The 24,800-nt window shown below is 58.6% G+C and carries 22 protein-coding genes; 7 read left to right on the top strand and 15 right to left on the bottom strand.

Going from position 1 to position 24,800, the window contains the following annotated elements; genetic code table 11:
- The first annotated feature begins 575 nt into the window (after positions 1-575).
- Positions 576-1,901: an FAD/NAD(P)-binding protein gene (locus GOV53_RS10210; RefSeq protein ID WP_170466188.1), complete on the top strand. Its 1,326-nt coding sequence runs from the start codon at positions 576-578 to the stop codon at positions 1,899-1,901.
- Positions 1,902-1,915: 14 nt separating this feature from the next.
- Here the strand turns inward: GOV53_RS10210 and GOV53_RS10205 are convergent, their stop codons facing one another.
- From GOV53_RS10205 to GOV53_RS10180, 6 genes are all read right to left on the bottom strand, one after another.
- Positions 1,916-2,257: a DUF427 domain-containing protein gene (locus GOV53_RS10205; RefSeq protein WP_170466184.1), complete on the bottom strand. Its 342-nt coding sequence runs from the start codon at positions 2,255-2,257 to the stop codon at positions 1,916-1,918.
- 64 nt (positions 2,258-2,321) lie between these two features.
- A complete protein-coding gene (locus GOV53_RS10200; protein WP_170466181.1) occupies positions 2,322-4,112 on the bottom strand; it encodes an aminopeptidase P family protein in 1,791 nt (596 codons plus the stop codon).
- Positions 4,113-4,182: 70 nt separating this feature from the next.
- Entirely contained in the window at positions 4,183-6,060 is a 1,878-nt protein-coding gene (cobT, locus tag GOV53_RS10195) for a cobaltochelatase subunit CobT (RefSeq protein WP_170466178.1), read from the bottom strand.
- The gene (locus GOV53_RS10190; RefSeq protein WP_170466176.1) at positions 6,057-6,758 is read right to left on the bottom strand and encodes an aspartate/glutamate racemase family protein; all 702 of its coding nucleotides are present in this window, start codon (positions 6,756-6,758) and stop codon (positions 6,057-6,059) included. The genes cobT and GOV53_RS10190 overlap by 4 nt, the downstream gene beginning before the upstream one ends.
- Positions 6,759-6,771: 13 nt before the next feature.
- The gene (cobS, locus tag GOV53_RS10185; RefSeq protein ID WP_170422659.1) at positions 6,772-7,758 is read right to left on the bottom strand and encodes a cobaltochelatase subunit CobS; all 987 of its coding nucleotides are present in this window, start codon (positions 7,756-7,758) and stop codon (positions 6,772-6,774) included.
- A 149-nt stretch (positions 7,759-7,907) separates the two neighbouring features.
- The gene (locus GOV53_RS10180; RefSeq protein WP_170466173.1) at positions 7,908-8,513 is read right to left on the bottom strand and encodes a methyltransferase family protein; all 606 of its coding nucleotides are present in this window, start codon (positions 8,511-8,513) and stop codon (positions 7,908-7,910) included.
- Between the two features lie 259 nt (positions 8,514-8,772).
- On the opposite strand from GOV53_RS10180, the gene GOV53_RS10175 reads away from it, so the two are divergent.
- Positions 8,773-9,678, top strand: a complete 906-nt coding sequence (locus GOV53_RS10175; RefSeq protein WP_170466170.1) for a Hint domain-containing protein — start codon at positions 8,773-8,775, stop codon at positions 9,676-9,678.
- A gap of 5 nt (positions 9,679-9,683) precedes the next feature.
- On the opposite strand, the gene GOV53_RS10170 is transcribed toward GOV53_RS10175, so the two are convergent.
- Positions 9,684-10,310, bottom strand: a complete 627-nt coding sequence (locus tag GOV53_RS10170; RefSeq protein WP_170466167.1) for a J domain-containing protein — start codon at positions 10,308-10,310, stop codon at positions 9,684-9,686.
- 106 nt (positions 10,311-10,416) lie between these two features.
- Between GOV53_RS10170 and GOV53_RS10165 the strand changes: the two genes are divergently transcribed.
- Positions 10,417-10,671: a BolA family protein gene (locus tag GOV53_RS10165; RefSeq protein ID WP_170466164.1), complete on the top strand. Its 255-nt coding sequence runs from the start codon at positions 10,417-10,419 to the stop codon at positions 10,669-10,671.
- A gap of 18 nt (positions 10,672-10,689) precedes the next feature.
- Here the strand turns inward: GOV53_RS10165 and GOV53_RS10160 are convergent, their stop codons facing one another.
- Positions 10,690-11,226 (bottom strand): winged helix-turn-helix transcriptional regulator, encoded by a 537-nt coding sequence (locus GOV53_RS10160; protein WP_170466162.1) that lies wholly within the window; start codon positions 11,224-11,226, stop codon positions 10,690-10,692.
- A gap of 40 nt (positions 11,227-11,266) precedes the next feature.
- On the opposite strand from GOV53_RS10160, the gene GOV53_RS10155 reads away from it, so the two are divergent.
- Positions 11,267-11,638, top strand: coding sequence for a VOC family protein (locus GOV53_RS10155; RefSeq protein WP_170466159.1), 372 nt, complete (start codon positions 11,267-11,269; stop codon positions 11,636-11,638).
- Between the two features lie 8 nt (positions 11,639-11,646).
- On the opposite strand, the gene GOV53_RS10150 is transcribed toward GOV53_RS10155, so the two are convergent.
- From GOV53_RS10150 to pepN, 5 genes are all read right to left on the bottom strand, one after another.
- Entirely contained in the window at positions 11,647-12,057 is a 411-nt protein-coding gene (locus GOV53_RS10150) for a DUF4177 domain-containing protein (RefSeq protein ID WP_170422638.1), read from the bottom strand.
- Positions 12,058-12,231: 174 nt separating this feature from the next.
- Positions 12,232-13,743 carry an Asp-tRNA(Asn)/Glu-tRNA(Gln) amidotransferase subunit GatB gene (gene gatB / locus GOV53_RS10145; RefSeq protein ID WP_170466156.1) on the bottom strand — a complete coding sequence of 504 codons (1,512 nt, stop codon included), beginning with the start codon at positions 13,741-13,743 and terminating at the stop codon, positions 12,232-12,234.
- A 70-nt stretch (positions 13,744-13,813) separates the two neighbouring features.
- On the bottom strand, positions 13,814-15,001 hold the full coding sequence (locus GOV53_RS10140; RefSeq protein ID WP_254439261.1) for a hypothetical protein: 1,188 nt from the start codon (positions 14,999-15,001) through the stop codon (positions 13,814-13,816).
- Between the two features lie 192 nt (positions 15,002-15,193).
- Entirely contained in the window at positions 15,194-15,622 is a 429-nt protein-coding gene (locus GOV53_RS10135; protein ID WP_170466150.1) for a hypothetical protein, read from the bottom strand.
- Entirely contained in the window at positions 15,619-18,171 is a 2,553-nt protein-coding gene (gene pepN / locus GOV53_RS10130; RefSeq protein WP_170466147.1) for an aminopeptidase N, read from the bottom strand. Before pepN ends, GOV53_RS10135 begins: the two co-directional genes overlap by 4 nt.
- A 204-nt stretch (positions 18,172-18,375) precedes the next feature.
- Between pepN and GOV53_RS10125 the strand changes: the two genes are divergently transcribed.
- From GOV53_RS10125 to GOV53_RS10115, 3 genes are all read left to right on the top strand, one after another.
- Positions 18,376-20,508 carry a malate synthase G gene (locus GOV53_RS10125; protein ID WP_170466144.1) on the top strand — a complete coding sequence of 711 codons (2,133 nt, stop codon included), beginning with the start codon at positions 18,376-18,378 and terminating at the stop codon, positions 20,506-20,508.
- A 25-nt stretch (positions 20,509-20,533) separates the two neighbouring features.
- A complete protein-coding gene (locus tag GOV53_RS10120) occupies positions 20,534-20,959 on the top strand; it encodes a GlcG/HbpS family heme-binding protein (protein ID WP_170466141.1) in 426 nt (141 codons plus the stop codon).
- Positions 20,960-21,186: 227 nt separating this feature from the next.
- Entirely contained in the window at positions 21,187-21,966 is a 780-nt protein-coding gene (locus tag GOV53_RS10115) for a gamma-glutamyl-gamma-aminobutyrate hydrolase family protein (RefSeq protein WP_170466138.1), read from the top strand.
- A 46-nt stretch (positions 21,967-22,012) separates the two neighbouring features.
- Here the strand turns inward: GOV53_RS10115 and GOV53_RS10110 are convergent, their stop codons facing one another.
- Complete coding sequence (locus GOV53_RS10110; RefSeq protein ID WP_170466136.1) at positions 22,013-24,253, bottom strand: xanthine dehydrogenase family protein molybdopterin-binding subunit; 2,241 nt, start codon at positions 24,251-24,253, stop codon at positions 22,013-22,015.
- Positions 24,254-24,256: 3 nt separating this feature from the next.
- Positions 24,257-24,721, bottom strand: a complete 465-nt coding sequence (locus GOV53_RS10105; RefSeq protein WP_170466133.1) for a (2Fe-2S)-binding protein — start codon at positions 24,719-24,721, stop codon at positions 24,257-24,259.
- Positions 24,722-24,800 lie beyond the last annotated feature (79 nt).

Below are 24,800 nucleotides of genomic sequence, written 5' to 3'. Positions count from 1 at the left end.
ATGACTGAAGACAGTTTGCACCCATGACGGATCAAATGCATGCAACAGCCGCGTGAGTACATTGTGAGCACCGCACGAAGTCGTGAAATTGGGGAATTTTTCCCAAGTTAACCGGCGTAAATACGTATGAACCAGAATTTCTTGGCGGGTTTTTGCCTGTGAAACCTCACCCCCAATTCTGGTGCGAAACTAGCACGTTTACTGCGATTTCTTGATCCAAACGCGGTTTTTTCGTTAATATCGGTTAATATTGCCGCGAACGACCGAAATTTCCTTAGTGACATGCCACGCCTTTTTTTGGCTTTGGAGCTTGGCGAAATTCGTGAAACTTGAACGACATAAAGGCATTGAATTATTTTTGAACTGGAACTTTCGTTAACGGAGGCACTTAAAAATGCGATTTCGGCATCCCGCTTTCCGTTCATTTTGTTTTTCGCAAGAGTTTGCCGCACCCGTGCACGTGAGCAGAATTTCTCAAACCAAACACCTCTTTATGTTTACTCGCTTCCCGGGCAGAGCTCGATTTATGACCCAAGGGTCCTATCAGCGATGGATGGCGGGCAAAGGTTTTTATCATGAAAGTTTTTGACGTCGCACTGATTGGTGCGGGCCCTGCTGGTTACGCTGCTCTGACCGCCATGCGCGGCTTTTCCGGTTCGGTCGTGGTTGTAACTGGTGCGGCGTCCGAGCCAAGCAAAGGTGGCCCGGCCAAGATCGTCTCGGTTGCTTATGAGCGGCAACAACCGGCCTGTCTAGCCGAGCGCACGGATGTTTCCGGTGACGCGCCTCCCATGTTCGTCGCGGCGGAGATAGGTGGGCTTGCCAACTACTGGGGCAAACAACTGCAAGTCTATGACAGTGACGATCCTTGGGGGCAGGGGGATTTCCTTCGATCCTGGGCAGAGTACAAAGCCGCATGCGACGCTGTGCAAGGCGACCTGCACGTGATTGGCGGTGTCCGCAAAGAACAGCTGGACGACGGGCTTGAACAAAGCGCGCCACGCCTCTTGGTCGGAACCAAGGATGAACCGGATAGCGGCCTGAGGGCGATGGCACAGGCCGTTGAAAACCGCCTATCGGAAATCGCTCAGATTGAGGTGCGCGCGGGTCGGGTTCAACGGATCGAGAACGATAAGCAATCTGTCAGCCTGTCACTGGACAACGGCACGCAGATTCGGGCGCGGCGCGTTTTTCTGGCCGCCGGTGTTCTGGGCACGGCGACCTTGCTGGCGCGCAGCCTGCCGCAGGTTGCCGAGATCGGATTTTTGGACCACGCGCCTTATACCATCAATTGTCTTGGGCTTGGCCGCGCGCTGGGGTCGCCACGAGATTACATGAACCGAGGCAATTTCAACGCCCTGACGCTCAAACAGAGGCATGAAGGGCGCTGCGATATGTTCGCGTCTGTCTATGCCGTGTCACAAGCGCCGGTCAGCTTGGTGACAACGACCCTGGGCCTGGGTCCGCGTCTGCGCGGATGGCGCATGGGACGTTTCATTGATTTTGTCCAGCCGGTGCGTATTTGGACGCGTAAGACATATGTGCAGTTTCGCTATCGGACGGATCAGGGACCGATTGAGTCGACGAACGTGCCTGATCCCGATCAGGATGAGGCCTTGCAGGGACTTTTGCGCTGGCTCGCGTCACATCGCGTGCGCCACAATCTGGGCATTACCGCGCCGGGGCAAGGGTTTCACTATCACAACCTGACACTGGGCACCGGGAAAGAGCCCGTGGATCAAGCCGTTGAGACAGCTTTTCATGGCCGTGTGCGGGTTGTCGATGCCTCTTGCCTGTCCGAGATCGGATGCCAGCCGCATACTCTGACATCCATGGCACAGGCCTATGGGCGGGTGCGCCGCGATATGGCGCTTGCTGAACGGGTCAGAGAGGCCATCTGAAAGCCAAGCGGCCCTTAAATCTGTTCGACTTTCACAGAATCCACGCGGTAGAACGCCACATAGCCTTTGATCTCGACAACAGCCGGAATCGGGTCCTCATAGCTCCAGGCGGCGTTGTCGGTTACCGAGGACTTATTAACGATCGAGAAATGCGTCGCGTCGCCTTTATGTGGGCAATGTGTGACCTTGTCGGTCTGGTCCAGAAACGCCATGCCGATATCCGCACGTGGGAAATAGATTACCGGTTCCAGATCCCCTTCCAGCAACTCCAGTGCATTCACGCTCTCTCCAAGGACAGCGCCTCCGGAACGAACGCTCCATTTGCCGGGTGCTTTGCGGACAGTTATCTCGGTCATCTCTTCGGTTCCCTCGTCTTTCTTTCGGTTCACTCCTCTGCACAGTTTATGTGACAGTTCAGTGTCAGATGGGTGCAGTTGCGGCATCCAACCACAGTTGAGCGTCAACGCCCAGTCTTGGGCGCAGTTTTTCCGCAACGTCGCGGTGATAGGCGTTCAGCCAGTCGCGTTCGTCTGCCGTTAGCATATCAACAACAATCAACCGCCGATCAATCGGGACAAAGGTGAGTGTGCGCCAGTTCAGCATCGCGCGCTCGGGGTCTGCGGTCGCCAGAGACGGGGCATCCTGCACAACCACAAGGTTTTCGATCCGAATGCCAAAGGCGCCTTCGCGATAGTAACCGGGTTCATTGGACAGGATCATGCCAGGCTCAAGAGGCACGTGGCTTACTTTGGACAGACGTTGCGGCCCCTCATGGACGCTCAGATACGCACCAACACCGTGGCCGACCCCATGATTGAAATCCTGCCCGGCAGCCCACAGCGGGACGCGCGCGATGCATTCAATGTCCCGCCCGGCCAGACCGGCAGGCCATCGCAGAACGGACATATTGATCATGCCTTTCAACACGCGGGTAAAGCAGGCCTTTTCTTCTTCGCCCACATTGCCGATGGCTATCGTGCGGGTGATGTCGGTGGTGCCGTCCAGATATTGTCCGCCGCTATCGAGAACCAGCAGATGCCCGTTCTCCAAAACGCTGTCGGTCTCGTCTGTGACACGGTAGTGCATGATCGCTCCGTTGGGACCAGTACCCGCAATCGTGTCGAACGAGATGTTCTGCAGCGCATTGTCCCGGCGCCGGTTTTCTTCCAGTTGCGTGACAACCTGCACTTCGGTCAGAGTGCCGGGGGTTTGCGCGTCCAGCCAACACAGCGTTTCGATGACGGCTGCGGCATCGCGCAAATGCGCCTCGGCGCTGCCAGAAATTTCGGCTGCGTTCTTGCGGGCTTTGGGCAAGGCGCAGGGGTCTCCGTCGGTTCGCATTTTATCGCCCGACACGTCCGCAACGGCTTGGGGCAGCGTACCCGGATCGACCTGAACAGTGCCTTGCAACCCGGCGACCGCGTCAAGAAACGCCGCAGGATCGTGAACCTGCACGCCTTCGCCCAGATGGTCCCGCGCTTCGGTCAACTTCTGTTCGGCCATGAACAGGTCGACGTGTCCGTCCGCATGCAGAATAGCAAAACCATGGGCAACTGGGTTGTACCCGATGTCCGAGCCGCGAATGTTCAGCAGCCACATGATCGAGTCTGGCAGCGTTATGACAGCTGCGCTGCACCCGTTCTGTTTCAGATCATTCGCCAGCCGCTGGATTTTGCTTTCGGCCGTCTCCCCCGCGAACTCGATCGGATGGGATTTGACCGGGTTCATCGGTGGAGCGGGTTGATCGGGCCATACCCGATCGACCAGGTTTTCGCTGCGCACCAGTTCGATACCGGTTCCGTCCAGCTCTTTCAGCACGGCAGAGATTTGCCCGGTCGCGTGCAGCCAAGGGTCAAACCCAACCTTGCCACCGTTCGGCAGTTGTTGTTTGAGCCAGGCGCTCAGGCTGATTTCGGGCCAGTCGACCGGGGTAAAATCCCCTGCCACCTGTGCTTTGACTTGCGTGCGATAGCGGCCATCGACGAACACGCCAGCGATACCGGTCAAAGCCACGCAGAACCCGGCCGATCCGGTGAATCCGGTCAGCCAAGCAAGACGCGCATCGCGCGGGGCTACATACTCACCCTGATGAGCGTCCGCGCGCGGGATCAGGAATCCGTCCAACCCTTCGTTGGCCATCTCGGCCCGCAGCGCAGCCAGTCTGGGCGGGCCTTGTTCAGGGCGCGCGGTGACTTCGAAGGACTGGAACATGAGACACCTCTTGGAATAGGGGCTAGGCCCTTCATTTTTGGTAAAGACTGGAGGCGGAGGCAAGGCCAGCTTAGCTGGCCTTTTTCATCCCCATCACGCGCGCACGAGCACGGGGATCGCTGTCGAACAGCGCCGCCAGTTGCTCGGTCATGGCACCTGCCAGCTGTTCTACATCCGTGATTGTTACCGCGCGGTCATAGTAGCGGGTCACGTCGTGGCCGATACCGATGGCCAGCAGTTCGACCATCTTGCGCTTTTCGACCATGGCGATCACATCGCGCAGGTGCTTTTCCAGATAGTTTGCGGGGTTCACGCTGAGCGTTGAGTCATCGACCGGCGCACCATCCGAAATCACCATCAGAATCTTGCGTTGTTCGCGCCGCGCCAACATTCGACGATGCGCCCATTCCAACGCCTCGCCATCGATGTTTTCCTTCAGCAGACCCTCTTTCATCATCAACCCCAGATTGGGTCGCGCACGGCGCCAAGGCGCATCAGCGCCCTTGTAGATGATGTGGCGCAGATCGTTCAGACGTCCGGGCTGCTGCGGGCGGCCATCGTTCAGCCACGCCTCGCGTGCCTGACCGCCTTTCCACGCCCGAGTGGTAAAGCCCAGAATTTCGACCTTCACGTTGCAACGTTCCAGCGTCCGGGCCAGAACGTCGGCACAGATTGCCGCGATGGAAATGGGTCGCCCGCGCATCGAGCCCGAGTTGTCCAGCAACAGGGTCACGACCGTATCGCGGAACTCGGTATCTTTCTCGACCTTGAAGCTCAGCGGAGTGGTCGGGTTCGCTACGACTCGTGCCAGGCGGCCTGCGTCCAGAATGCCTTCTTCGCGGTCGAATTCCCAACTCCGGTTCTGCTGAGCCTGCAAGCGGCGCTGCAGTTTGTTGGCCAGTCGGCTGACTGCACCCTTCAATGGCTCTAGCTGCTGATCCAAATAGGCCCGCAGACGCTCCAGCTCTGCAGGTTCCGCCAGGTCCTCGGCCAGAATTTCTTCGTCATAGGTGTTCAGATAGACTTTGTAGTCCGGATCGGCCTCGGATGCAGGCGGTGGGGCAGGCGGCTCCAGCGGAGCTTCGCCTTCGGGCATCTCGGCCTCGTCGCCCATCTCTTCATCGGCCATCTCGTCCATCGAGACCTGAGCCTGAGACTGGTCCTGCTGCTCTTCCTGAGTTTGCTCAGGCGTGGCGTCGGCGTCCTGTTCGTCCTGATCGTCCTGACCGGTGCTGTCCGGATCAGGTTGCTCTTCGGCGTCGTCTTCGGCCTGATCTTCCTGATCTTCGTCCAGCTCATCGGGGTCATCGCCCAACTGGTCGCCATAGCCCAGGTCTTTGATCATCTGGCGCGCGAACTTCGCGAACTCCGCCTGGTCCGACAGGATCTCCTGCAGGTTCTCCAACGTTCCGCCAGCCTGTTCTTCAATGAAGCCTCGCCACAGGTTCATGATGTTCTCAGCGGCAGGCGGCAGGTCTCGCCCGGTGGCCAAATGGCGGATCAGATACCCCGCAGCAACCGCGAGCGGCGCGTCGGCAGGTTGTTTGCACTGGTCATAGCCACGGCGCAGCGCTTCGTGCCCGATTTTGACGTCGATGTTGCTGGCGGTGCCAGGCATGTCCCGCGCACCCATCGCCTCGCATCGCGCAACTTCCATCGCTTCGTACAAATCTCGCGCCATGTCGCCCGGAGGGGCATAGCGCGCATGGGTCGCGTCGTCATGGTACTTGCGCTGCAACGCCAAAGCATCAGCCGTTCCGCGCGCCAGCAGAACTTCTTCGCGGGTCATACGGCGGCTGACCTGCGGCAAACGCATCGACTCGCCGGTCATACCCGAAGGGTCCACCGTGTAGGTCACCGACAGCTCGGGATCGTCGGCCATAACCTTAGTGGCCTCGGCCAAGGCCTTTTTGAACGGATCGGCGGGATTGTCGTTTGGTTTACTCATCTATCCGCCCCTGCTTTTTCCAACGTCCATTCATCACTTGCCAGACGTGTTAAAACATCCACATGCACATCCAGCGCGTCAACAACGGTATAGCCCGGTTCCTGCCCATCAAAGGCAAGGTTCAGGTCAGTTCCGGCCAACACGATTGCATCTGCATTCAAATCATTCACCATCCTGCGGCCTGCTTCCAGAAACAGTGCGCGATCCCGTTCTGTGCAAACCCCGGCGACCGCCATGTCCTGGTAGGTCTGTCCCAGCACTTCAATCTCTTCTTCCGGCGCAACGGCCCGTGTCCGAGCCAACTGACCATAGAGTTTGGTCCGCATCACAACTTGCGTTCCCAGTAGTCCAACCGTGTTCAGTCCCCGCGACGCGAAATACGCGTCCATGGGCTTTACAGCCGAAACAAGCGGCAAAGCGGACAGCGGGACAGTTTCATCGTAACAGAAATGTCCACCCAACGACGTGATAGCTGCACAATCTGCGCCCGCGGATTTCAGCCGCTCAATGAGTTTAGCGTAAACCTGCGCCTGAGCTTCCCGTTCATCCGACAGATTGTTGCGGATCAACTCCTGTACATCTGCGTTCACAATGGTCAGCTCCATCGGCTGTCCACGTGCTGCCATAGCCGCACTAAGCCGCTGATAATACACCACCGTTGCAGCAACACCGATTCCGCCAATCAATCCGATATGCATGGCGGACCCCCTGTCACCCCAGGCTGACGCTCGCCGCGCTTTCTGGCAATTCTTCGTCAAAGCAGCGCTGATAGAACTCGGCCACCGTCTGACGTTCCAGTTCATCGCACTTGTTCAGGAAGGAAAGGCGGAAGGCATAGCCCACGTCGCGGAAGATCTCGGCGTTTTGTGCCCAGTTGATCACGGTCCGGGGGCTCATGACGGTCGAAAGATCGCCGTTCATGAAGGCGGTCCGGGTTAGGTCGGCAACGGTCACCATCTGGCTGACGGTCTTGCGGCCCTTCTCGGTGTTGTAGTGAGGCGCTTTCGACAGAACGATCATCGTCTCGGCGTCGTGGCTGAGGTAGTTCAGCGTCGAGACCAGAGACCAGCGGTCCATCTGCGCTTGGTTGATCTGTTGCGTGCCGTGGTAGAGGCCTGTTGTATCGCCCAGACCCACAGTGTTCGCGGTGGCGAACAGACGGAAGTTCGGGTTCGGCGTGATGATTTCGTTCTGGTCCAAAAGGGTCAGCTTACCATCATGCTCCAGCACACGTTGGATGACGAACATCACGTCGGCACGGCCCGCGTCGTATTCGTCGAATACGATGGCGACCGGGTTACGAAGCGCCCAGGGCAGGATGCCTTCGTGGAATTCGGTGACCTGCTTGCCGTCACGCAGCTTGATGGCGTCTTTACCGATCAAGTCGATCCGGCTGATGTGACTGTCCAGGTTGACGCGAACGGCAGGCCAGTTCAGGCGCGCTGCGACCTGCTCGATATGGGTCGATTTACCGGTGCCGTGATACCCTTGAATCATCACGCGGCGGTTGTGCGAAAACCCCGCCAGAATCGCCAGTGTCGTCTCGGGGTCGAATTTGTAAGTCGGGTCGATCGCAGGCACACGGTCGCTGCGATCTGCAAAGCCTTTGACTGCCATGTCGGTATCAATACCGAACACGTCACGGACCGAGATTTCTTCGGTGGGTTTTGCGTTTACGTCGATCGATCCGTCAGCCATTCGCCTTGTCCTTATCCTTTGGCCCGCATTGCCGGGTTTGAACCCGTGTGTGGTGCAACATATTGCGGGCAAGGGCAAGGGAAAGCCGCGCGCGTCAGAAGTTAGGCGGATGTTTCTTTGAAACTGGCCTTATCGACGCGCATGGGCTCTTAGTTGAGGATCGCGTCGCGAACCCTCATCAGGCTGCGTTCGTCTACGAAACGCGGAGTGGAACGCATATAATCCTGAAACGCGCGGCCATAACCCTGCAGTAGCCAGCGTTCTTCGTTCAGCACGAACAGAAAGTAGATGAGGAACAAGGTGGCGGCCAACCCTAGCGTCAACCAAGATCCGCTTGCAATACCCAGACCGACCGTTGCCAGAACCGACGTCACGTATTGCGGGTTGCGCGAATAGGCGTACATCCCTCCGGTCACCAGCCCGTCGCTTTCGCAGTAGGTGTTGTCGAGGCCAAGAAAGCGATAGCCCCAAAGCGTGATCCCAAAGGACAGCACCATGATCGGGACCCCGATCACGTATCGCACCCAATGGCCCCAGCCATTCACCCAGACCTCGGACAGCGCAAAGACAACGGTCGCGCCGCAGAACAGTCTGAACAACCCAAACGCCGTATGGTGCCGCCAACCGCTGGCGCTGGGCCATAGGCCCAAGTGGGGCAGGCGTAAGTTTACAGAAAGATATGCGCCAATTAGCAAAGCCGCGCCAGTGGCGACCAGCAAGGCGATCTCATGTATCGGGAAGATGAGGTGTTCCATATCGCGTTCCATTAGGGGCAGATCACAGGTCGGATATGGGCCATAGGTTCAGCCCATGAGACAGGGCGTAACCGGAAATTGTAACAGGTTGAGCAAACACCCCACCCCAAAGCGAATGAATACCGGCACCGAAAGGGAACGCAGAACCTCGGCAATGCCAAAAATCAAATTCTAACATCACGATGTTAATTTTGAGTTAATGCTGGTATTGTAAACTGAGCCAAGTGTTTTCGTTTGTTGTTAGGTATCAAGGGTTCGCATGGCACTTACAATTTTAGGTCCGTCTTCGATCGCGATTCCCGGTGGATCGACCTCCGTTATGCAGCAGTATATCGCCACCAAAGGCGGGGCTTCATGGAGTGTGGTTGTTTCTGGGACAGGTGGGTTAGACCCTTCGGATTACTCCGTTTCAATTTCGTCGACCGGCGTTTTGACCGTCGAACTTACGCCGGGTGCAGACATTCCCCCGAACACGCAGCTCACCGTTGAAATATTCGCATCCACCGGTCCTGGAAATGGTAACAATGACTCGCTCATAGTGACGGTTGACCTGCCTGCGGGAACCGTCCCGTGTTTCGTAAAGGGCACATTGATCGAAACTGAGAATGGTCCTTGCCCCGTCGAAGATTTGTCGGTTGGGGACAGAGTTCGCGTTTCAAGCGGTGAGTTACTGCCTATTTTATGGATCGGCGAAAAGACCCTGAGCGCGGACGCGTTAGGCCGAAACCCACGATTGCGCCCCGTTTGCATCAAAAAAGGCGCTATTGGGAAGGGTTTGCCCGACAGAGATTTGTACGTGTCCCCACAACACAGAATTCTCTTAGAGGGGTGGCGCGCCGAGTTGCTATTTGGAGAGCCGAGAGTATTTGCAGCTGCAATCCATCTCGTGAACGATAGTACAATTCGCCAAGTGCGATCCACTGAGCCGGTGACGTACTTCCATATTGCATGCAGCCGCCACGCGATACTAATGTCGCATGGTTTGCCAACGGAAAGCCTGTTTCTGGGCGATATGGCCCTTTTAGCTTTCGATCGTGAAGACGTTGATGAGCTTCGTACGATTTTCCCGGAACTGAGCGGCCCTGCATCCAATTGGAAACAAACACGTGTTCGCTGTTTAAAACGCCCCGAAGTCGAGGCGTTAAATAGCACGTTGGCGCGGTAACCCGACTACTTAAAGTTCCGGCTGTCCTTGATCTGATCCCAGGCCCAGACGACCTCTTGCAGCTGCTCTTCCTGACTGCGGTCACCGCCGTTCATATCCGGGTGCAGCACCTTGATCAACTTCTTGTAAGCCTTGCGCACCTCGGCCTTGGACCAGCTGTCTTTGGCTTCAAGAATTTCGATCGCGCGGCGCTCGGTCGGGGGCAGGCGGCGGCCGCCGCCACCGGAAGTGCGGCCCTTGTTCTGAGTGCTGTTCGCGCCAAGCACCTGGTGCGGGTCCTCTATGCCCAGACGGGCCCAGGCGCGTGCCTCGGGATCGCCCATTGGTTTGGTCTCGCGCTCCCACACTTTGTCCTTGGAGCGCTGCGCGTTCAGCTCGGCCTCGGTGGTGCCGTCGAAGAAGTTCCACTTGTTGTTATACTCCCGGACGTGCTGCTGGCAGAACCAGAAGAAGTCATCCAGTACGTCAGGTGCCTTGGGCGCACGGAACTTGCCGGGTTCGTTGCACCCCTCGTGATCGCAGATACGCGTCGAGGTTTCAGATGCGCCCGACATTCCCCGACGCCCGCGCGGGTTCTTTTTCTTGGCGTTGGAAACGGACATGTCAAATCCGAAGGGGTCTGATTTCGTCATGCTCTGATCCTTACGAACACATCTTTTCGACTCGGAGGCAGCAGTTTAGTCTAAGCAGCCGAAAGTAGAAGAGGGGGGCGGCAAAAATTTTGCCGCTGAGCAAAAAATGTCCGTTACCGACGAAATCCGTACCCGCCTGCAAACCGCCTTTGATCCACGTGAGCTTGTGGTCGTGGATGACAGCGAAAGCCATCGTGGGCACGCAGGGTTTCAAGAAGGTGGCGAAAGCCATTTCAACGTCCGCATTCGCGCCAGCGCGTTCGAAGGGCAATCCCGCGTCGCGCGCCATCGCGCTGTGCATAAGGCGCTGGGGGATATCGTTCCACGCATCCATGCGCTGGCTTTGGACATCGATACCTAAATCGCTCTGAAGCTGTGGTCAGGCCGCCAGCGCAATGGCCTGATTAACTGCGAACCCCTGATTCACAGCCTTGTAAGTGGGGAACGGGTGCCTTTGGCTCGCATCAATCTCGCGCTCTATCCACGCGCTGTTTTCCAGGCGTTGAAGCGATGTCGACAGCGCCCGATCAGAGATTGTCATCAGTCCGGACTTTAGCGCCGAAAACCGCTGTGGCCGGTCGGTCAGCGCCAGGATCGGTGCTGTCCAGCTGCGCCTGAGAAGGGCGAATTCGGTTTCGTCAGGTACGGCCTGAACAATCCGCGCGGCGGTCTGTGCGATCTCGGCTCCTGTTTTGGTCAGGCGAAACTCAGGGCGCAATGGGTGACCGTGGCCAGGGTTGCGTTCCAAAAGCCCAAGTTGCATCAGGTGATCCAGGCTTTGGGCAAAGGCCGTTCTGCTGGCGCTGGTCGCGGCCAATAAGGGCGCTTGCCGCCCCGGGATCCCTGAATTCATTAACGCCAGAATGTTCAAAGACCAGGCGCGGGATGTCAGCTTGACAAGAATCTTTATGTCCATAAAGTATAGTTACTTTATTTTTAGACATAGGGAAAGTGCGATGCCTCTTGTTTCTTTGGACAATACGATAACCCTGGCCCTGTCCGTGCGGGACAGGCACACCAGCGCCGAATGGTACAATGCAAAGCTTGGGTTCGAACTGATCCACCATATCGATGAGGCAGGGTGGAGCGAGATGCACACTAAAACTGCCGGGGTCACTTTGGGACTGGGAGAGCAAGCAGAGCCTGCGCCCGGAAACACTGTGCCGGTTTTTGGGGTGTCCGATATTGCAGAAGCACGTCAGGCGCTTGAATCCTCGGGCGTCAAGTTCGACGGGGAAACCGAAGCGATCGAGGGGATGGTCAGCACAGCCACGTTTTACGACCCTGACGGCAATGCGCTCATGCTTGCTCAGGATCTAAGCCAGTAGCTTGTCTTTTAAGTCTGCTCTTTGTCCTTATCGGACAGGTCTGCAGGCTTCAAGGTCAGCGGCGGATCTTTGGGCTCTTCCGAGATCGGTGCGGGGGCTTCGACGTCATCCGGTCCAGGGACAGGCTGAGCCATCGGAGCGCTCTCAGCGGTTTCGACCGGTTCTCGGGTCGAGGTGAAGGTCACCTCAACCTCGCGCCGGAACACCAGAACATTGCGCCAGTTCACGGTTGAGCTGGTCAGGCCCGCGCGCTCTTCGCTGGGCAGCAGTTCCGCACGCTGATACTCCCAGCCATCCTGGCCCATCTGGTTCAGCAACTGTTCGATCGACACGGCAAACCGACCTTCGACGGTTTTGACGCCCTTGGCCTTTGTGCCTTTTTGCGGGGCTGGGACAACTTTGTATTCGTAGCGCTGCATCAGATCTTCCTGGTTGCCGATCCCAAGCAATCTAGCATGTTGCCGGGTTTCGAAAAGTCATCATCGCCCGCCGGGCAAATTCTGTTTCATCTGTTGCGCGAACCCTGCGCGAAACTTGTTAAGGCCCGAGCAAATGGCCCGGACCCACCGTAGGAATTGTTTAAAGCGAAAGGCTTACGACCCCAGCTTTTTGCTGACCAGTTCGTTCACCGCCTTTGGATTGGCTTTGCCGCCGGTGGCCTTCATCACCTGACCGACAAACCAGCCCGCGAGTTTCGGGTTCACCTTGGCCTTCTCGACCTGCGCCGGGTTGGCGGCGATGATCTCGTCCAGTGCGGACTCAATCGCGCCGGTGTCGGTGACCTGCTTCATGCCGCGCTCTTCCACGATCTGCGCCGGATCACCGCCTTCGGTATAGACGATCTCAAACAGGTCCTTGGCGATTTTACCCGAGATGGCGTCCGAGGAAATCAGGTCGATGATCCCACCCAACTGCGCCGGAGACACGGGCGAGTCGGTGATCTCGTGGTCTTCTTTCTTCAACCGGCCGAACAGCTCGTTGATGACCCAGTTCGCAGCCAATTTGCCGTTACGGCCTTTGGCGACGTCTTCAAAGTAAGCGGCGCTTTCAACCTCGGCGGTTAGAACCGACGCGTCATAATCGGTCAGGCCGAACTCGCTGATAAAGCGCGCTTTTTTATCATCCGGCAGCTCGGGCAGATTGGCGGCGATATCGTCCACCCATGCCTGCTCAATCTCCAGCGGCAGCAGATCGGGGTCGGGGAAATAGCGGTAGTCATGCGCTTCTTCCTTGGACCGCATCGAGCGTGTCTCACCCTTGTCTGGATCGTAGAGGCGGGTTTCCTGATCGACCTTGCCTCCACCTTCGACGACGGCGATCTGACGGCGGGCTTCGATCTCAATCGCCTGCTGAATGAACCGCATCGAGTTCATGTTCTTGATCTCGCAACGCGTTCCCAGATGCGAGAAGTCCTGTGTTTCCTGGTACTTCTCATACGCGCCCGGCAAACAGATCGAGACGTTGACGTCCGCGCGCAGGTTACCGTTCTGCATGTTGCCGTCGCAGGTGCCCAGGTAACGCATAATCTGGCGCAGCTTGGCGATATAGGCCGCAGCTTCTTCGGGGCCACGGATGTCGGGGCGGGAAACGATTTCCATCAGGCAGACGCCGGTCCGGTTCAGGTCGACGAAGGACATATGCGGGTCCATGTCGTGGATCGATTTGCCCGCGTCCTGCTCCATGTGGATGCGTTCGATGCGAACCATGCGCGCGGTGCCATCGCCCATCTCGACCAGCACTTCGCCTTCACCCACGATGGGGTGGTACAGCTGGGAAATCTGATAGCCCTGCGGCAGGTCAGGGTAGAAGTAGTTCTTGCGGTCAAAGGCCGACTTCAGGTTGATATCCGCCTTCAGGCCCAATCCGGTGCGAACGGCCTGTTCCACGCAATATTCGTTGATCACCGGCAACATCCCCGGCATTGCCGCGTCCACAAAGGCCACGTTCGAGTTCGGCTCGGCCCCGAATTGGGTCGATGCGCCCGAGAACAGCTTGGCGTTGGATGAGACCTGAGCGTGCACCTCCATCCCGATTACCAGTTCCCAATCGTGCTTGGCCCCGGCAATGGTTTTGGGTTTGGGCATTTCGTATGTCAGGTCGAGCATGGCGCGCCTCATTTCCGCAGAAGTCTAAGCCTGCGTATTAGGCCCGGCAGGGGCGAGGGGCAAGGGGGAATCAGTGCCCGGACAGGCGCAAACCTGTTGGAGTAAAGGTAACGTCCAGTCCGCTGCGCAACTCATCGCGGAACAGATCGGCAATCGCACGCAGCGCGTCGCGCTGCCCACGGGCCGCGAAGCGCTCGGGTGAACTGATGCGAACGCTGTTGTTGAATCCATTGGCTGCATGGGCCCAGATCAACGGGTGCAGTTCTGTCAGGTGATCGCGGATCAGCCAGTGTGCGGCGTCGTGAATTTGGCTGCGAACGGCATCGGCTTTGTCGTATTGCCCGGCCGCTTTCTGGATCGTGATGGCACAATAGGCCGACAACATATTGACCGTTTGCTGGTCCGGGCGTCGATGCAGAATATCGTGCATTCCCTCAAGGAAGTAATCGACATCCAATAGGGCGCAGGCTTCGGGGTCGAGCGCGATTGCGTCGAATTGCACCCAGGTATATCCGCCAGCGCCCCAAGTCTGTTGGGTGCGGGCTGCAATGCGCAGGGCGTGAACCTCGAGCTCGTCATAGGTGCCGAACCAGCGCGGCAGCAGATGCGTGCCCATTGCGCGCATGTGCCGTTGGTTGGATGGATCCAGCTCAATCAGCCGCTCATATTCTCTGGCGACGCGTGTATGCGCCTTGCGCTGGCCTGCAAGCAGAGCGCACCCGGCTGAAGCGATAAGCGGACTATCCGCAGCCGCTGCGCGACATTTGGGCAGGATCGCAGCGGCCCGGTCGAAATGCGCCGCGCACCGCGATTGGTGCAGCGCGGGCAGGGTAGCTTCGTTTGATGTTCCACGCCACGCCCAGGCCAGATCAATATGTGCAAGTGTCACGACCAGCGCGATCATAGGATCGTACGCATGCGCGCGCATCTCGTCTTCCAGTTCAGAGATACCGCTCAGTACGTCGAACTCCGACAGCGCCTTGGCATCGGACAGGGCGTGCTCGGCGGCCAGAACCACATCGGCGCGCGCGCCAAATGCCAGCAATTCTGCGATGGGCATACCGTCCGGCGCAGTTTCTCTTGCTTCGTCGGCGGCGCGCATCAGCTCGGACAGTTCCGTCCAGCGGTCCTGCCGTGCAAGATAGCGCCCTTGTTCAATGGAGTTTCGTCCGATGTCGTCCTGCGCCTGTCCATCGGCCAGTGGAATGTTCAGCTGTCCGTGATCCGGCAACACCGCTTCATGTGCTGCCTCAGTCAAGCACTTGTCTGGCACAGATAGGGATAGGGATCGGGACAAAAAGTCCCTTACAAACCGGAACATGGTGACACTCGAAACATAAAAACTGGTACTTCAGGTTGAAATCTTTGCCGGAAATACCTTTTGGATCAAGCTTTGTGAGCTGGATTGATCAAATTTTGTAGTCAGTGAGGCAAGTTCTGCCGCTTTGTTTCAAAATGCGACAAAGTGATGTCTTTCGACGCGAAATCCAGCCTGTTGCAGCACCTGTTCGAAATCCCGATGGTGCGGGGTCGATTCATCCGGCAGCCGAATCCGTTTTCCCGAGTTCAACACCAAAGAAACGCGCACGGAAAAGTCCCAGCGCGTATCAAAGCGGGCATAGTCGATATCCGCGCAATCAATCTCGGCTTCTCTGGAACCGGTGAACCATTTCAACGTGCTGTCATTCAGGCTCAGCCCTGCACTGGTGTTCTGCGCGACATCCCACAAAGCGGGCAGAGTGGGCAGCGCCAGCAAAGTAACCAACCACCACGCGGCCTCGAATACGATCACCAGGGCCAGTAGAGCCGCGTAAACAGAAATCAGGACGCCGACCGTACGCGGCGCCCTGTTGTTGCGTGTAAAAGTGAACTCGGTCATGCGCCCAAAATGCGCGAGACCATTTCGGTCGTGTCCCGCGACAGGTCGGGCGTTTCCGCGATGCGGGTCAGCTGTGCGCGGATAACGCTCTGACGATTTGCGTCATAGCGTTTCCAGGTTTGGAAGGCCGAACACATCCGTGCGGTGGTCTGCGGGTTCACCGGATCCAGCTTGATGAGCCAGTCCGCCAGCAGCGTGTACCCAGCCCCATCAGCACGGTGGAACCCGGCATGGTTCATTGCCAGTGCCCCCATGACCGACCGGAAGCGGTTTGGATTCTTCCAGTTGAAATCTGGATGTTCGGTCAAGGTCCGGGCGATATCGGCGGTCTCTTCGGGGGACGCCATGGAAACCTGCAGTCCGAACCATTTGTCCATGACCAGTCGATCATGCTTCCACTGATTGTAGAAAGCGGCCAGTTCGGCTTCACCCTTGCCTGCGCGCAGCAGGCAGGACAAGGCGCTGAGTTGTTGGGTCATGTTACCCGCTGCGCCGTACTCCTCGGCCGCGCGTGCGCCACTGTCCAGACGCGTGGTCAGGGCCAGAGCGGCACCGCCAAGGGAGCGTTTGCCAGCCTGGTCAGCGTCCGGGCTGAACGGCGCGTCGATCAGCGTTTCGCTGTGCAGCCGCGGCAGCAAATCCTGCACGTGCTGAGCGGTCGCCTGGCGCAAGGTCTCAACCGCTGTCCAGATCGCCATCGGATCAGGCGTTTCACCCCGATCGAACAACGCAGCAGCCAGCTCTGACTGCGAGGGCAATCCAAGCATCAGCGCGCGGTAGGCCGGGTCCAGATCTCCGTCGCGCAGGACGGCGAGGATGCCGTCCAGATAATCGGCCCCGGGTGCAGCGTCTTCGAGGATCATGCGCAGCAGCGTATCCTCGGCCAGTGACCGCCCGGCCTGCCAACGGTTGAATGGGTCGGTGTCATGGGCCAGCAAAAACGCGCGCTCTGCATCTGTGTGGTCGTGTTCAAGGATCACCGGAGCCGAGAAATCGCGCAGGATCGAGGCCACAGGCTTGGCCGCCAGTCCGGTGAACTCAAAGCTCTGCTCGGCCTCGGTCAGTTCAAGAACCTCGGTCGCACGTACCTCATCCCCATTCGGCCCCAGCAGACCAACAGCCACCGGGATCACCTGAGGCAGCTTATCGGACTGCCCGGGCGTTGGTTCTGTGCGTTGGGCAAGTGTCAGGGTGTAGGTGCCATCATTCCAGTCTTCGGTCACCGTCACGCGTGGCGTGCCGGACTGGCTGTACCAGCGTTTGAACTGCGTCAGATCGCGGCCGGTCGTATCCTCGAACACTTTGATCCAGTCTTCGATGGTGCAAGCCTGCCCATCATGTCGGTCGAAATACAGGTCCAGCGCTTTGGTATAGGCGTCATCCCCGACCAGACGTTTCAGCATGCCGATGACTTCTGCGCCTTTTTCATACACTGTGGCGGTGTAGAAGTTATTGATTTCCTGAAAACTTTCAGGCCGGACCGGGTGGGACAGCGGGCCGTTATCCTCGGGGAATTGCCGCGCGCGCAGGTCGATGGCGTCGTGGATGCGCTTCACCGGGGCCGAGCGCATGTCGGACGTGAACTGCGCGTCGCGGAACACGGTTAGGCCTTCTTTCAAACACAGCTGGAACCAGTCGCGGCAGGTGATGCGGTTGCCAGTCCAGTTGTGGAAATACTCATGCGCGATGATCGCCTCGATCCGCTCAAAGTTCAGATCGGTCGAGGTTTCCGGGCTGGCCAGCACGGCAGAGGAGTTGAAAATGTTCAGCCCCTTGTTCTCCATCGCACCCATGTTGAAATCGTCCACGGCAACGATGTTGAAGACGTCCAGATCGTATTCGCGGCCATAGACGTCCTCGTCCCACGTCATGGACTTTTTCAGCGCCTCCATACCAAAGGCGCATTTCCCTTCGTCACCGGGGCGGACCCAGAGGTTCAGTTCGACTTCTCGACCCGACTTGGTAGTGAACTGACCGGGATACGCGATCAGCTCACCGGCCACCAGTGCGAACAGATAGGCAGGTTTGGGCCACGGGTCGGTCCACTCGGCCCAGCCTTCACCCTTGCCTGACGGGTTGCCGTTGGACAGCAGCACCGGCAGATCGCCGTTGATGCGCACGGTAAAGGTGGACATCACATCCGGGCGGTCGGGATAGAACGTGATCTTGCGGAACCCTTCGGCCTCGCACTGCGTGCAGTACATGCCGTTCGACATGTAAAGGCCCTCAAGTGCGGTGTTGTTTCCGGGATCGATTTCGACCTCTGCCTCCCAGATGAACGGTGCGTCCGGGGCGTCTGCGGTCAGGCCCTTGTCGGTGACATCTGGGGTTATCTCGACCCCGTCGATCGAGGCGCGGATCAGCTTGAGCTCTTCGCCATGCAGGAAGAATGTCTTGTCGCTGGCCTCGGGGTTCGGGCGAAAGGCTATGTGCGATGTGACACGGGTGGCATGCGCGGCAAGGTCAAAGGTCAGGTGTACACTGTCCACCAGATAGCCGAAGGGCGTGTAGTCTTTCAGGTAAATTGTCGTGGGAGCAGCGTCGCGCATCGGGGGCCTCGCATCATTTCGTGTTTGCGCGAAACTATGGCCTGCGCGGGTCGGCTGCAAGCGGTGCTGCACTCGGCTTATGTTGCCAGATCTGAGAATTGGTAAGATTTTTTTACCGCGAAGTGACATCAAAAGTTGCCTATCGGAAACTTTCATCCTAAATGCTGACGGCATACAGCCGTGCACATTTCGGGGAGAGACAATATGAGCAGCAGACAGGCGCGTAGCGGATTGCAGGTGGATACCATCCTGGCCGAGTTCATCGAGGGGCAGGCCCTGCCGGGAACCGGCGTGACGGCAGACACCTTCTGGGATGGTCTTGCGCGCATGGTCACTGAACTGGGCCCCAAGAACCGCGCCTTTCTGGCCAAGCGGCACGAGATTCAAGGCAAGATCGACGCATGGCATCTTGGGCGCCAAGGTCAGGAACATGACGCTGACGCCTATCAGTCTTTCCTGCGCGAGATCGGGTATCTGGTCGAAGAAGGCGCGGATTTTCAGATCGAAACCGCGAATGTCGACCCCGAGATCGCAGCGACCCCGGGCCCGCAACTGGTGGTGCCAATCACAAACGCGCGCTTTGCTCTGAACGCCGCCAATGCGCGCTGGGGCAGCCTGTATGACGCTCTTTATGGGACGGACGCAATGGGCGATCTGCCCGCCGGCAAAGGGTATGATGCTGCACGCGGTGTCCGCGTCATCGCTTGGGCCAAAGCTTTCCTGGACGACGCTGCGCCGCTTGCCAATGGCTCTTGGGCAGACGTTTCAGACCTGCGTGTCGAAGGCGGTGCGCTGGTGCCCGCGCTTGCCGATGTTTCGCGGTTTGTCGGATATGGTGGTGCCGCCGAGAGCCCCGAGTTCATTCTGCTAAAAAACAACGGCTTACACATCAAAGTCGTGATCGACCCCACCAGCGACATTGGCGCAACTGATCCAGCTGGGATTGCTGACGTTCATCTGGAATCGGCGTTGTCCACGATCATGGATTGCGAGGATTCCGTCGCCTGCGTGGACGCCGAGGACAAGGTGGTTGCCTATGGTAACTGGCTGGGCCTGATGAAAGGTGATCTGACCGAAGAGGTCACCAAGGGCGGTAACACCTTTACCCGAAAACTGGCCGATGATCTGTCTTACACGGCTACCGACGGCGGGGCAGGCGTTCTGAAGGGCCGTTCCCTGATGCTGGTGCGCAATGTCGGGCACCTGATGACCAACCCGGCGGTTCTGGACGCTGATGGCAACGAGATCGGTGAGGGGCTGATGGACGCGCTCTGCACCACTTTGATCGCCATGCACGATCTGCAACGCGCGGGTGGCAACTCGGTCGCCGGTTCGGTCTATGTGGTAAAGCCAAAGATGCACGGGCCAGCCGAAGTCGCCCTTTCGGTCGAGATCTTCGACATGGTCGAAGACATCCTCGGGCTGCCGCGCAATACCGTAAAGCTGGGTATCATGGATGAGGAGCGTCGCACCTCGTCCAATCTCAAGGAATGTATCCGTGCCGCGAAATCGCGCGTGGCCTTTATCAACACTGGCTTCCTTGATCGGACCGGTGATGAAATCCACACCTCGATGGAAGCTGGGCCGATGCTGCCCAAAGGCGACATCAAGAACACTCCGTGGATTGCGTCTTATGAGGATCGCAACGTCGATATCGGTCTGGCCTGCGGTCTGAAGGGTAAAGCGCAGATCGGCAAGGGAATGTGGGCTATGCCCGACCGGATGGGCGATATGCTTGAGGCCAAGATCGGCCACCCGCAATCCGGCGCGACCTGCGCCTGGGTTCCGTCGCCGACGGCCGCGACTTTGCATGCAACCCATTACCACAAGGTCGATGTACTGGCCCGTCAGGATGAACTGGCTGCAGGTGGTGCGCGGGGCAGTCTGGACGATCTGTTGACCATCCCGTTGTTGGGTGGCCGCAACCTCAGTTCGGATGAGATTACGCGCGAAGTCGAGAACAACGCTCAGGGTATTTTGGGCTACGTCGTGCGCTGGGTCGATCAGGGTGTCGGCTGCTCAAAAGTGCCGGACATCAACGACATCGGTCTGATGGAGGATCGTGCGACTTGCCGCATCTCTAGCCAGGCGCTCGCGAATTGGCTGCATCATGATGTTGTTTCGAAAGAACAGGTTATGGCCGCGATGCAGAAGATGGCCGCGGTGGTTGACCGCCAGAACGAAGGTGATCCGGCCTATCGTCCTATGGCACCGGGCTTTGACGGAATTGCTTTCCAAGCGGCCTGTGATTTAGTCTTTAAAGGCCGCATGCAGCCCTCGGGCTATACCGAGCCGGTCCTGCACGCCCGCCGTCTGGAACTGAAAGCCAGCCTTTAACACCTCAAGAACGATAGGACACGATATGGCAGTTTCTCTCCGCAAAGCCCGCACGATCATCCGCAAGGCCCTTGAAAAAGGTCGCGAGATGGAACTGAAACCCCTTTCTGCCGTCGTTCTGGACGCGGGCGGCCACGTCATCGCGTTCGAGCGTGAAGATGGTGCCGCTCCGGGCCGGTTCGCTATCGCGCACGGTAAAGCATACGGGTCGGTCATGCTGGGCATGGCAGGGACCGCACAGATGCAGCGGGCTGAGGCGCAGGCCTACTTTATGGCTGCCGTGAATGGCGTCTATGGTGGTCAGGTCGTGCCGGTTCCTGGCGGCGTTCTGCTGCGCGACAAGAAGGGCGCGGTGATCGGTGCAGTAGGTGTAACCGGCGACACATCCGACAACGATGCCAACGCCGCAATGGCGGGCATCGAAGCTGCGGGCCTGACTGGCGAGATCTGATCCAAGACATCGTCGGAGAGCCGTGTTTGCTCTCCGGTCAAGACCGGCGTGCAAGGTGCGCCGCAAATCTGTGCAGTGGCGGCAATACTCCGCAAAACCCGAGCATCTTTTCACATGTGCAGTGTTGAACAAGAACTTGCGCTGACACGCAGGGCTTGTGCTATTGCGCGCTTTTGGCCCTGCCGATAGTTTTTTTTGAAAGCAAGGAAACAGCACAGGAACGTAGAATGTCTCGACCCGTCGTCGGTATCATCGGCAATTCGTATTTGATGAATGATCAGTATCCAACCCATGCCGGTGGGACGATGAATTCGGACGCTGTCGCAAATGTGTCGGACTGTCTGCCGCTGCTGATCCCGGCTGATCCGCGCTATGTGTCGGTCGACGAACTGCTAGAGGTGTGCGACGGGTTTCTGCTGACCGGTGGACGTCCAAACGTCCACCCCGAGGAATATGGCGAGCCCGCGACCGAGGCACATGGCGAGTTCGACCGCGCCCGAGATGCGATCACACTGCCGCTGGTGCGGGCCTGTGTTGAGCGCGGGCAGCCGTTCTTTGGCATCTGCCGCGGGTTTCAGGAGGTCAACGTTGCGATGGGCGGGACCCTTTACCCGGAAATTCGCGACCTGCCGGGCCGCATGAACCATCGCATGCCGCCCGATGGCACCTTGGAGGAGAAATTCGCACTGCGCCATGTCGTAATGCTGAACGAGGGCGGTGTCTTTCACAAGCTGATGGGCGCGACCGAGGTGATGACGAACACTCTGCACGGGCAGGGGATCAAAACTGTGGGGCACCGCGTCGTGATCGAGGGTCATGCCCCCGACGGAACACCCGAGGCGATCTACATTCAGGATGCGCCAGGGTTTACACTCTCCGTGCAGTGGCACCCGGAATGGGACGCAGAAAACGATCCGGTTTCGCGCCCGCTGTTCAAGGCGTTTGGTGCAGCGGTTCATGCCTGGGCAAAAGGGTCAGATACGGCGCTGTTCCAGCAAACGGCCTAAGCACTGCGCCGGTCCGGGAGAGAAGGACCAGACCGGCGCAGCAAGATCAAACCAGCAGATTGAACTGATTGATCAAGGGCAGGGTGCGCGCGCGCTCACCCGTCAAGTCGAACAGAGCATTGCCAAGCGCAGGCATCGACGGAGGCGTCCCCGGCTCGCCCACGCCACCCATGTGGCGGTTGGTTTCAAGGATTTTCACCTCGGTCACCGGCGCGTTGTGCATCCGCAGCGCGTCATAGTCGGGGAAGTTGTATTGTTCGACTTCGCCGTCCGAGAAGGTGATCTCGCCCATCACTGCCGCCGACAGCCCATAGATCATGCCGCCGAACATCTGTGCTTCGACGGTTCCCGGATCCAGAGCGAGGCCGACGTCGCAGGCGATCCAGGCCTTCGCGATCCTGATGGTGCCGTCCACGTCAACAACCTCAATCACCTGAGCGACCGGCGTGCCAAAGCTGTAGGTCATCGCCACGCCGCGGCCAACGCCGTCGGGGGTTTTGCCGGTCCAGCCGGACATCTCTTTCACCGCCTCTAGGCAACCTGCAGCCGGGGCGAATTCGGCTTTGGCCAGTTCCAGCCGGAACTCCAGCGGATCACGGCCTGCGGCATAGGCCATCTCATCCATGAACGTTTCGTGGAAGAAGCCGTTGTGGCTGTTTCCGACCGAGCGCCAGAAACCGACGGGAATGTTCAGATCAGCAATGTGCCCGCTCATGCGGTAGTTCGGTACCGCATAGGGTTGGTTAAAGAAACCTTCGACCAGAACCTTGTCGGGGCCGCCTCCGGGAATGCCGGTATAGCGCTCAACGGCCTGTTGCGTGCAGGATTGCGCAGCGACTTTGCCGTCGATCAGAACGGCCTGACCATCCTTTACTGCGCCCCGCATCCGGGCCATCGCGCCGGGGCGGTAGTAGTCGTGGCGCATGTCCTCTTCACGGCTCCAGGTCGTCTGGACCGGCACTCCGGGCATTGCCATCGCGACCTTTGTGGCGATCTCACCAAAGTCCAGCTCACCGCGACGACCAAACCCGCCGCCCAGATAGGTTGTGTGGATCTGCACTGCGTCCTTGTCCAGGTTGGCCGTATTGGCGACGCGCATCTGGATCAGCGTCGGGGCCTGGTTCCCGCACCACAGCTCCAGCGAATTGCCGGTGAACAACGCTGTCGCGTTCATTGGCTCCATGGTGGAGTGGGCGAGATATGGCGCCGTGTACTCTGCAGTGATCTCGGTCGCGCCGTCCGGCAGGATGTCCACATCCCCATCGTCGCGCATCGTCGAGTTGGGGGCGGCATCGAAAGCCTTGGAGATTTCCGCGAAGATAGCATCGGTTTCCGGCGGGTAGGGCGCATCGCCCCAGTCTACGTCAATCGCATCAACCGCCTGCATTGCCAGCCAGGTGTTGGTGGCAATCACGGCCACGCCGTTACCGAGGTCTACAACCTTTTCGACGCCCGGCATGCCTTCCGCCGCGCTGGCGTCAAAGCTTTTCATCTCGCCACCCAGTTTCGGGTTGATGCGGACAGAGGCGAATTTCAAACCCTCGGGGCGCACGTCAATGCCGAACTCAGCGGTACCGGTAGATTTGCCAACCACATCGACTCGCGGCAGGTTCTGGCCCAGCAAACGCCAGTTGGTCGGGTCGCGCAATTCGACCTGAGGTGGCTCAATCTGACCGGCGGCTTCGGCCAGTTCTGTGTACGGGATACGGGTTCCGTCTGGTGCGATGACCTCGCCGTTTTCGGTTTTCAATTGCGCACGATCAACGCCCAATCGATCGGCTGCAGCCTGCTTTAGCGTTTCGCGCGCGGTTGCACCTGCTTCGCGCATCCGCTCGAACCCATCCTTCATCGAGGTTGAGCCGCCGGTGACTTGCAAGCTGAGCGTCCGACCCAGAACACCCAGAGCTTCGCCCAGATTGTGCTGGAAGTCCGAGATGTCATAGCCCTTGTTGGGCAGACCTTCACCGATCAGGGCAGAGTTATAGTAAGCCGCCGCCGCTGGTCCGTGGAGGACGCGAATCTGGTCCAGCTCGACATCCAGTTCTTCGGCAATAAGTGCGGCCCAAGTGGTCATGACGCCCTGTCCCATCTCGGCCCGGGGCGCAAACAAGGTAACGCCGTTCTGGTCGACTAAAACAAAGGGGCTAAGCGCGGTTTCACCTTCGGTCGGTTTCAAAGGGTTCGCAGCCGGACGGCTAACGTAGTAAGCGCCGAAGGCCACGCCGCCCACAATCGCGGCCGAGCCAATCAGGAACGTACGGCGGAGGATTTTTCCTACGGATGCCATTGCTTACGCCTCCTTCAGCTTGGATGCCGCATCGTGGATGGCAGCGCGGATTCTGGGGTAGGTGCCACAGCGGCACAGGTTGCCTTGCATCGCGTCATCAATCTCAGCATCTGTTGGCGCGGGGTTCTCGGCCAGCAATGCTGCAGCCTGCATGATCTGTCCTGACTGGCAGTAACCGCATTGCGCCACCTGATGGTCGACCCAAGCCTGCTGAACTGCGGCCATGGCATCCGGTGTGCCCAGCCCTTCAATCGTCGTCACATCACCCCAGACATCCGACAGTGCCACCTGGCAAGACCGCACGGCCTCGCCATCGATGTGAACCGTGCACGACCCGCATGCAGCAACGCCGCAACCGAACTTGGTTCCCGTCAGGCCGATTTCGTCGCGCAGAACCCAGAGCAGGGGCACGTCATCTGGCAGGTCCACCTGATGTTGCTTTCCATTGATCTTTAGCGCGGTCGCCATGGCGCACCTCTCTTGGCTGTGGCTGGTTTCTGACATAATTAATCTAAAGTGTCAGTGTGTCAATTGACAAAATGAACAG

It is taken from the genome of Ruegeria arenilitoris (genome assembly GCF_013035315.1).
GTDB classification, from domain to species: domain Bacteria; phylum Pseudomonadota; class Alphaproteobacteria; order Rhodobacterales; family Rhodobacteraceae; genus Ruegeria; species Ruegeria arenilitoris_D.
This window is presented reverse-complemented; position numbering and strand designations above follow the sequence as displayed.

Coding starts and splice junctions, on each gene's coding strand:
- GOV53_RS10110 (WP_170466136.1), bottom strand. CDS start 24,253: ATGGCATCCGTAGGAAAAATCCTCCGCCGTACGTTCCTGATTGGCTCG.
- GOV53_RS10115 (WP_170466138.1), top strand. CDS start 21,187: ATGTCTCGACCCGTCGTCGGTATCATCGGCAATTCGTATTTGATGAAT.
- GOV53_RS10125 (WP_170466144.1), top strand. CDS start 18,376: ATGAGCAGCAGACAGGCGCGTAGCGGATTGCAGGTGGATACCATCCTG.
- cobT (WP_170466178.1), bottom strand. CDS start 6,060: ATGAGTAAACCAAACGACAATCCCGCCGATCCGTTCAAAAAGGCCTTG.
- GOV53_RS10170 (WP_170466167.1), bottom strand. CDS start 10,310: ATGACGAAATCAGACCCCTTCGGATTTGACATGTCCGTTTCCAACGCC.
- GOV53_RS10190 (WP_170466176.1), bottom strand. CDS start 6,758: ATGCATATCGGATTGATTGGCGGAATCGGTGTTGCTGCAACGGTGGTG.
- GOV53_RS10155 (WP_170466159.1), top strand. CDS start 11,267: ATGCCTCTTGTTTCTTTGGACAATACGATAACCCTGGCCCTGTCCGTG.
- gatB (WP_170466156.1), bottom strand. CDS start 13,743: ATGCTCGACCTGACATACGAAATGCCCAAACCCAAAACCATTGCCGGG.
- GOV53_RS10210 (WP_170466188.1), top strand. CDS start 576: ATGAAAGTTTTTGACGTCGCACTGATTGGTGCGGGCCCTGCTGGTTAC.
- pepN (WP_170466147.1), bottom strand. CDS start 18,171: ATGCGCGACGCTGCTCCCACGACAATTTACCTGAAAGACTACACGCCC.
- GOV53_RS10180 (WP_170466173.1), bottom strand. CDS start 8,513: ATGGAACACCTCATCTTCCCGATACATGAGATCGCCTTGCTGGTCGCC.
- GOV53_RS10150 (WP_170422638.1), bottom strand. CDS start 12,057: ATGCAGCGCTACGAATACAAAGTTGTCCCAGCCCCGCAAAAAGGCACA.
- cobS (WP_170422659.1), bottom strand. CDS start 7,758: ATGGCTGACGGATCGATCGACGTAAACGCAAAACCCACCGAAGAAATC.
- GOV53_RS10105 (WP_170466133.1), bottom strand. CDS start 24,721: ATGGCGACCGCGCTAAAGATCAATGGAAAGCAACATCAGGTGGACCTG.
- GOV53_RS10205 (WP_170466184.1), bottom strand. CDS start 2,257: ATGACCGAGATAACTGTCCGCAAAGCACCCGGCAAATGGAGCGTTCGT.
- GOV53_RS10135 (WP_170466150.1), bottom strand. CDS start 15,622: ATGACCGAGTTCACTTTTACACGCAACAACAGGGCGCCGCGTACGGTC.
- GOV53_RS10165 (WP_170466164.1), top strand. CDS start 10,417: ATGTCCGTTACCGACGAAATCCGTACCCGCCTGCAAACCGCCTTTGAT.
- GOV53_RS10160 (WP_170466162.1), bottom strand. CDS start 11,226: ATGGACATAAAGATTCTTGTCAAGCTGACATCCCGCGCCTGGTCTTTG.
- GOV53_RS10120 (WP_170466141.1), top strand. CDS start 20,534: ATGGCAGTTTCTCTCCGCAAAGCCCGCACGATCATCCGCAAGGCCCTT.
- GOV53_RS10175 (WP_170466170.1), top strand. CDS start 8,773: ATGGCACTTACAATTTTAGGTCCGTCTTCGATCGCGATTCCCGGTGGA.
- GOV53_RS10200 (WP_170466181.1), bottom strand. CDS start 4,112: ATGTTCCAGTCCTTCGAAGTCACCGCGCGCCCTGAACAAGGCCCGCCC.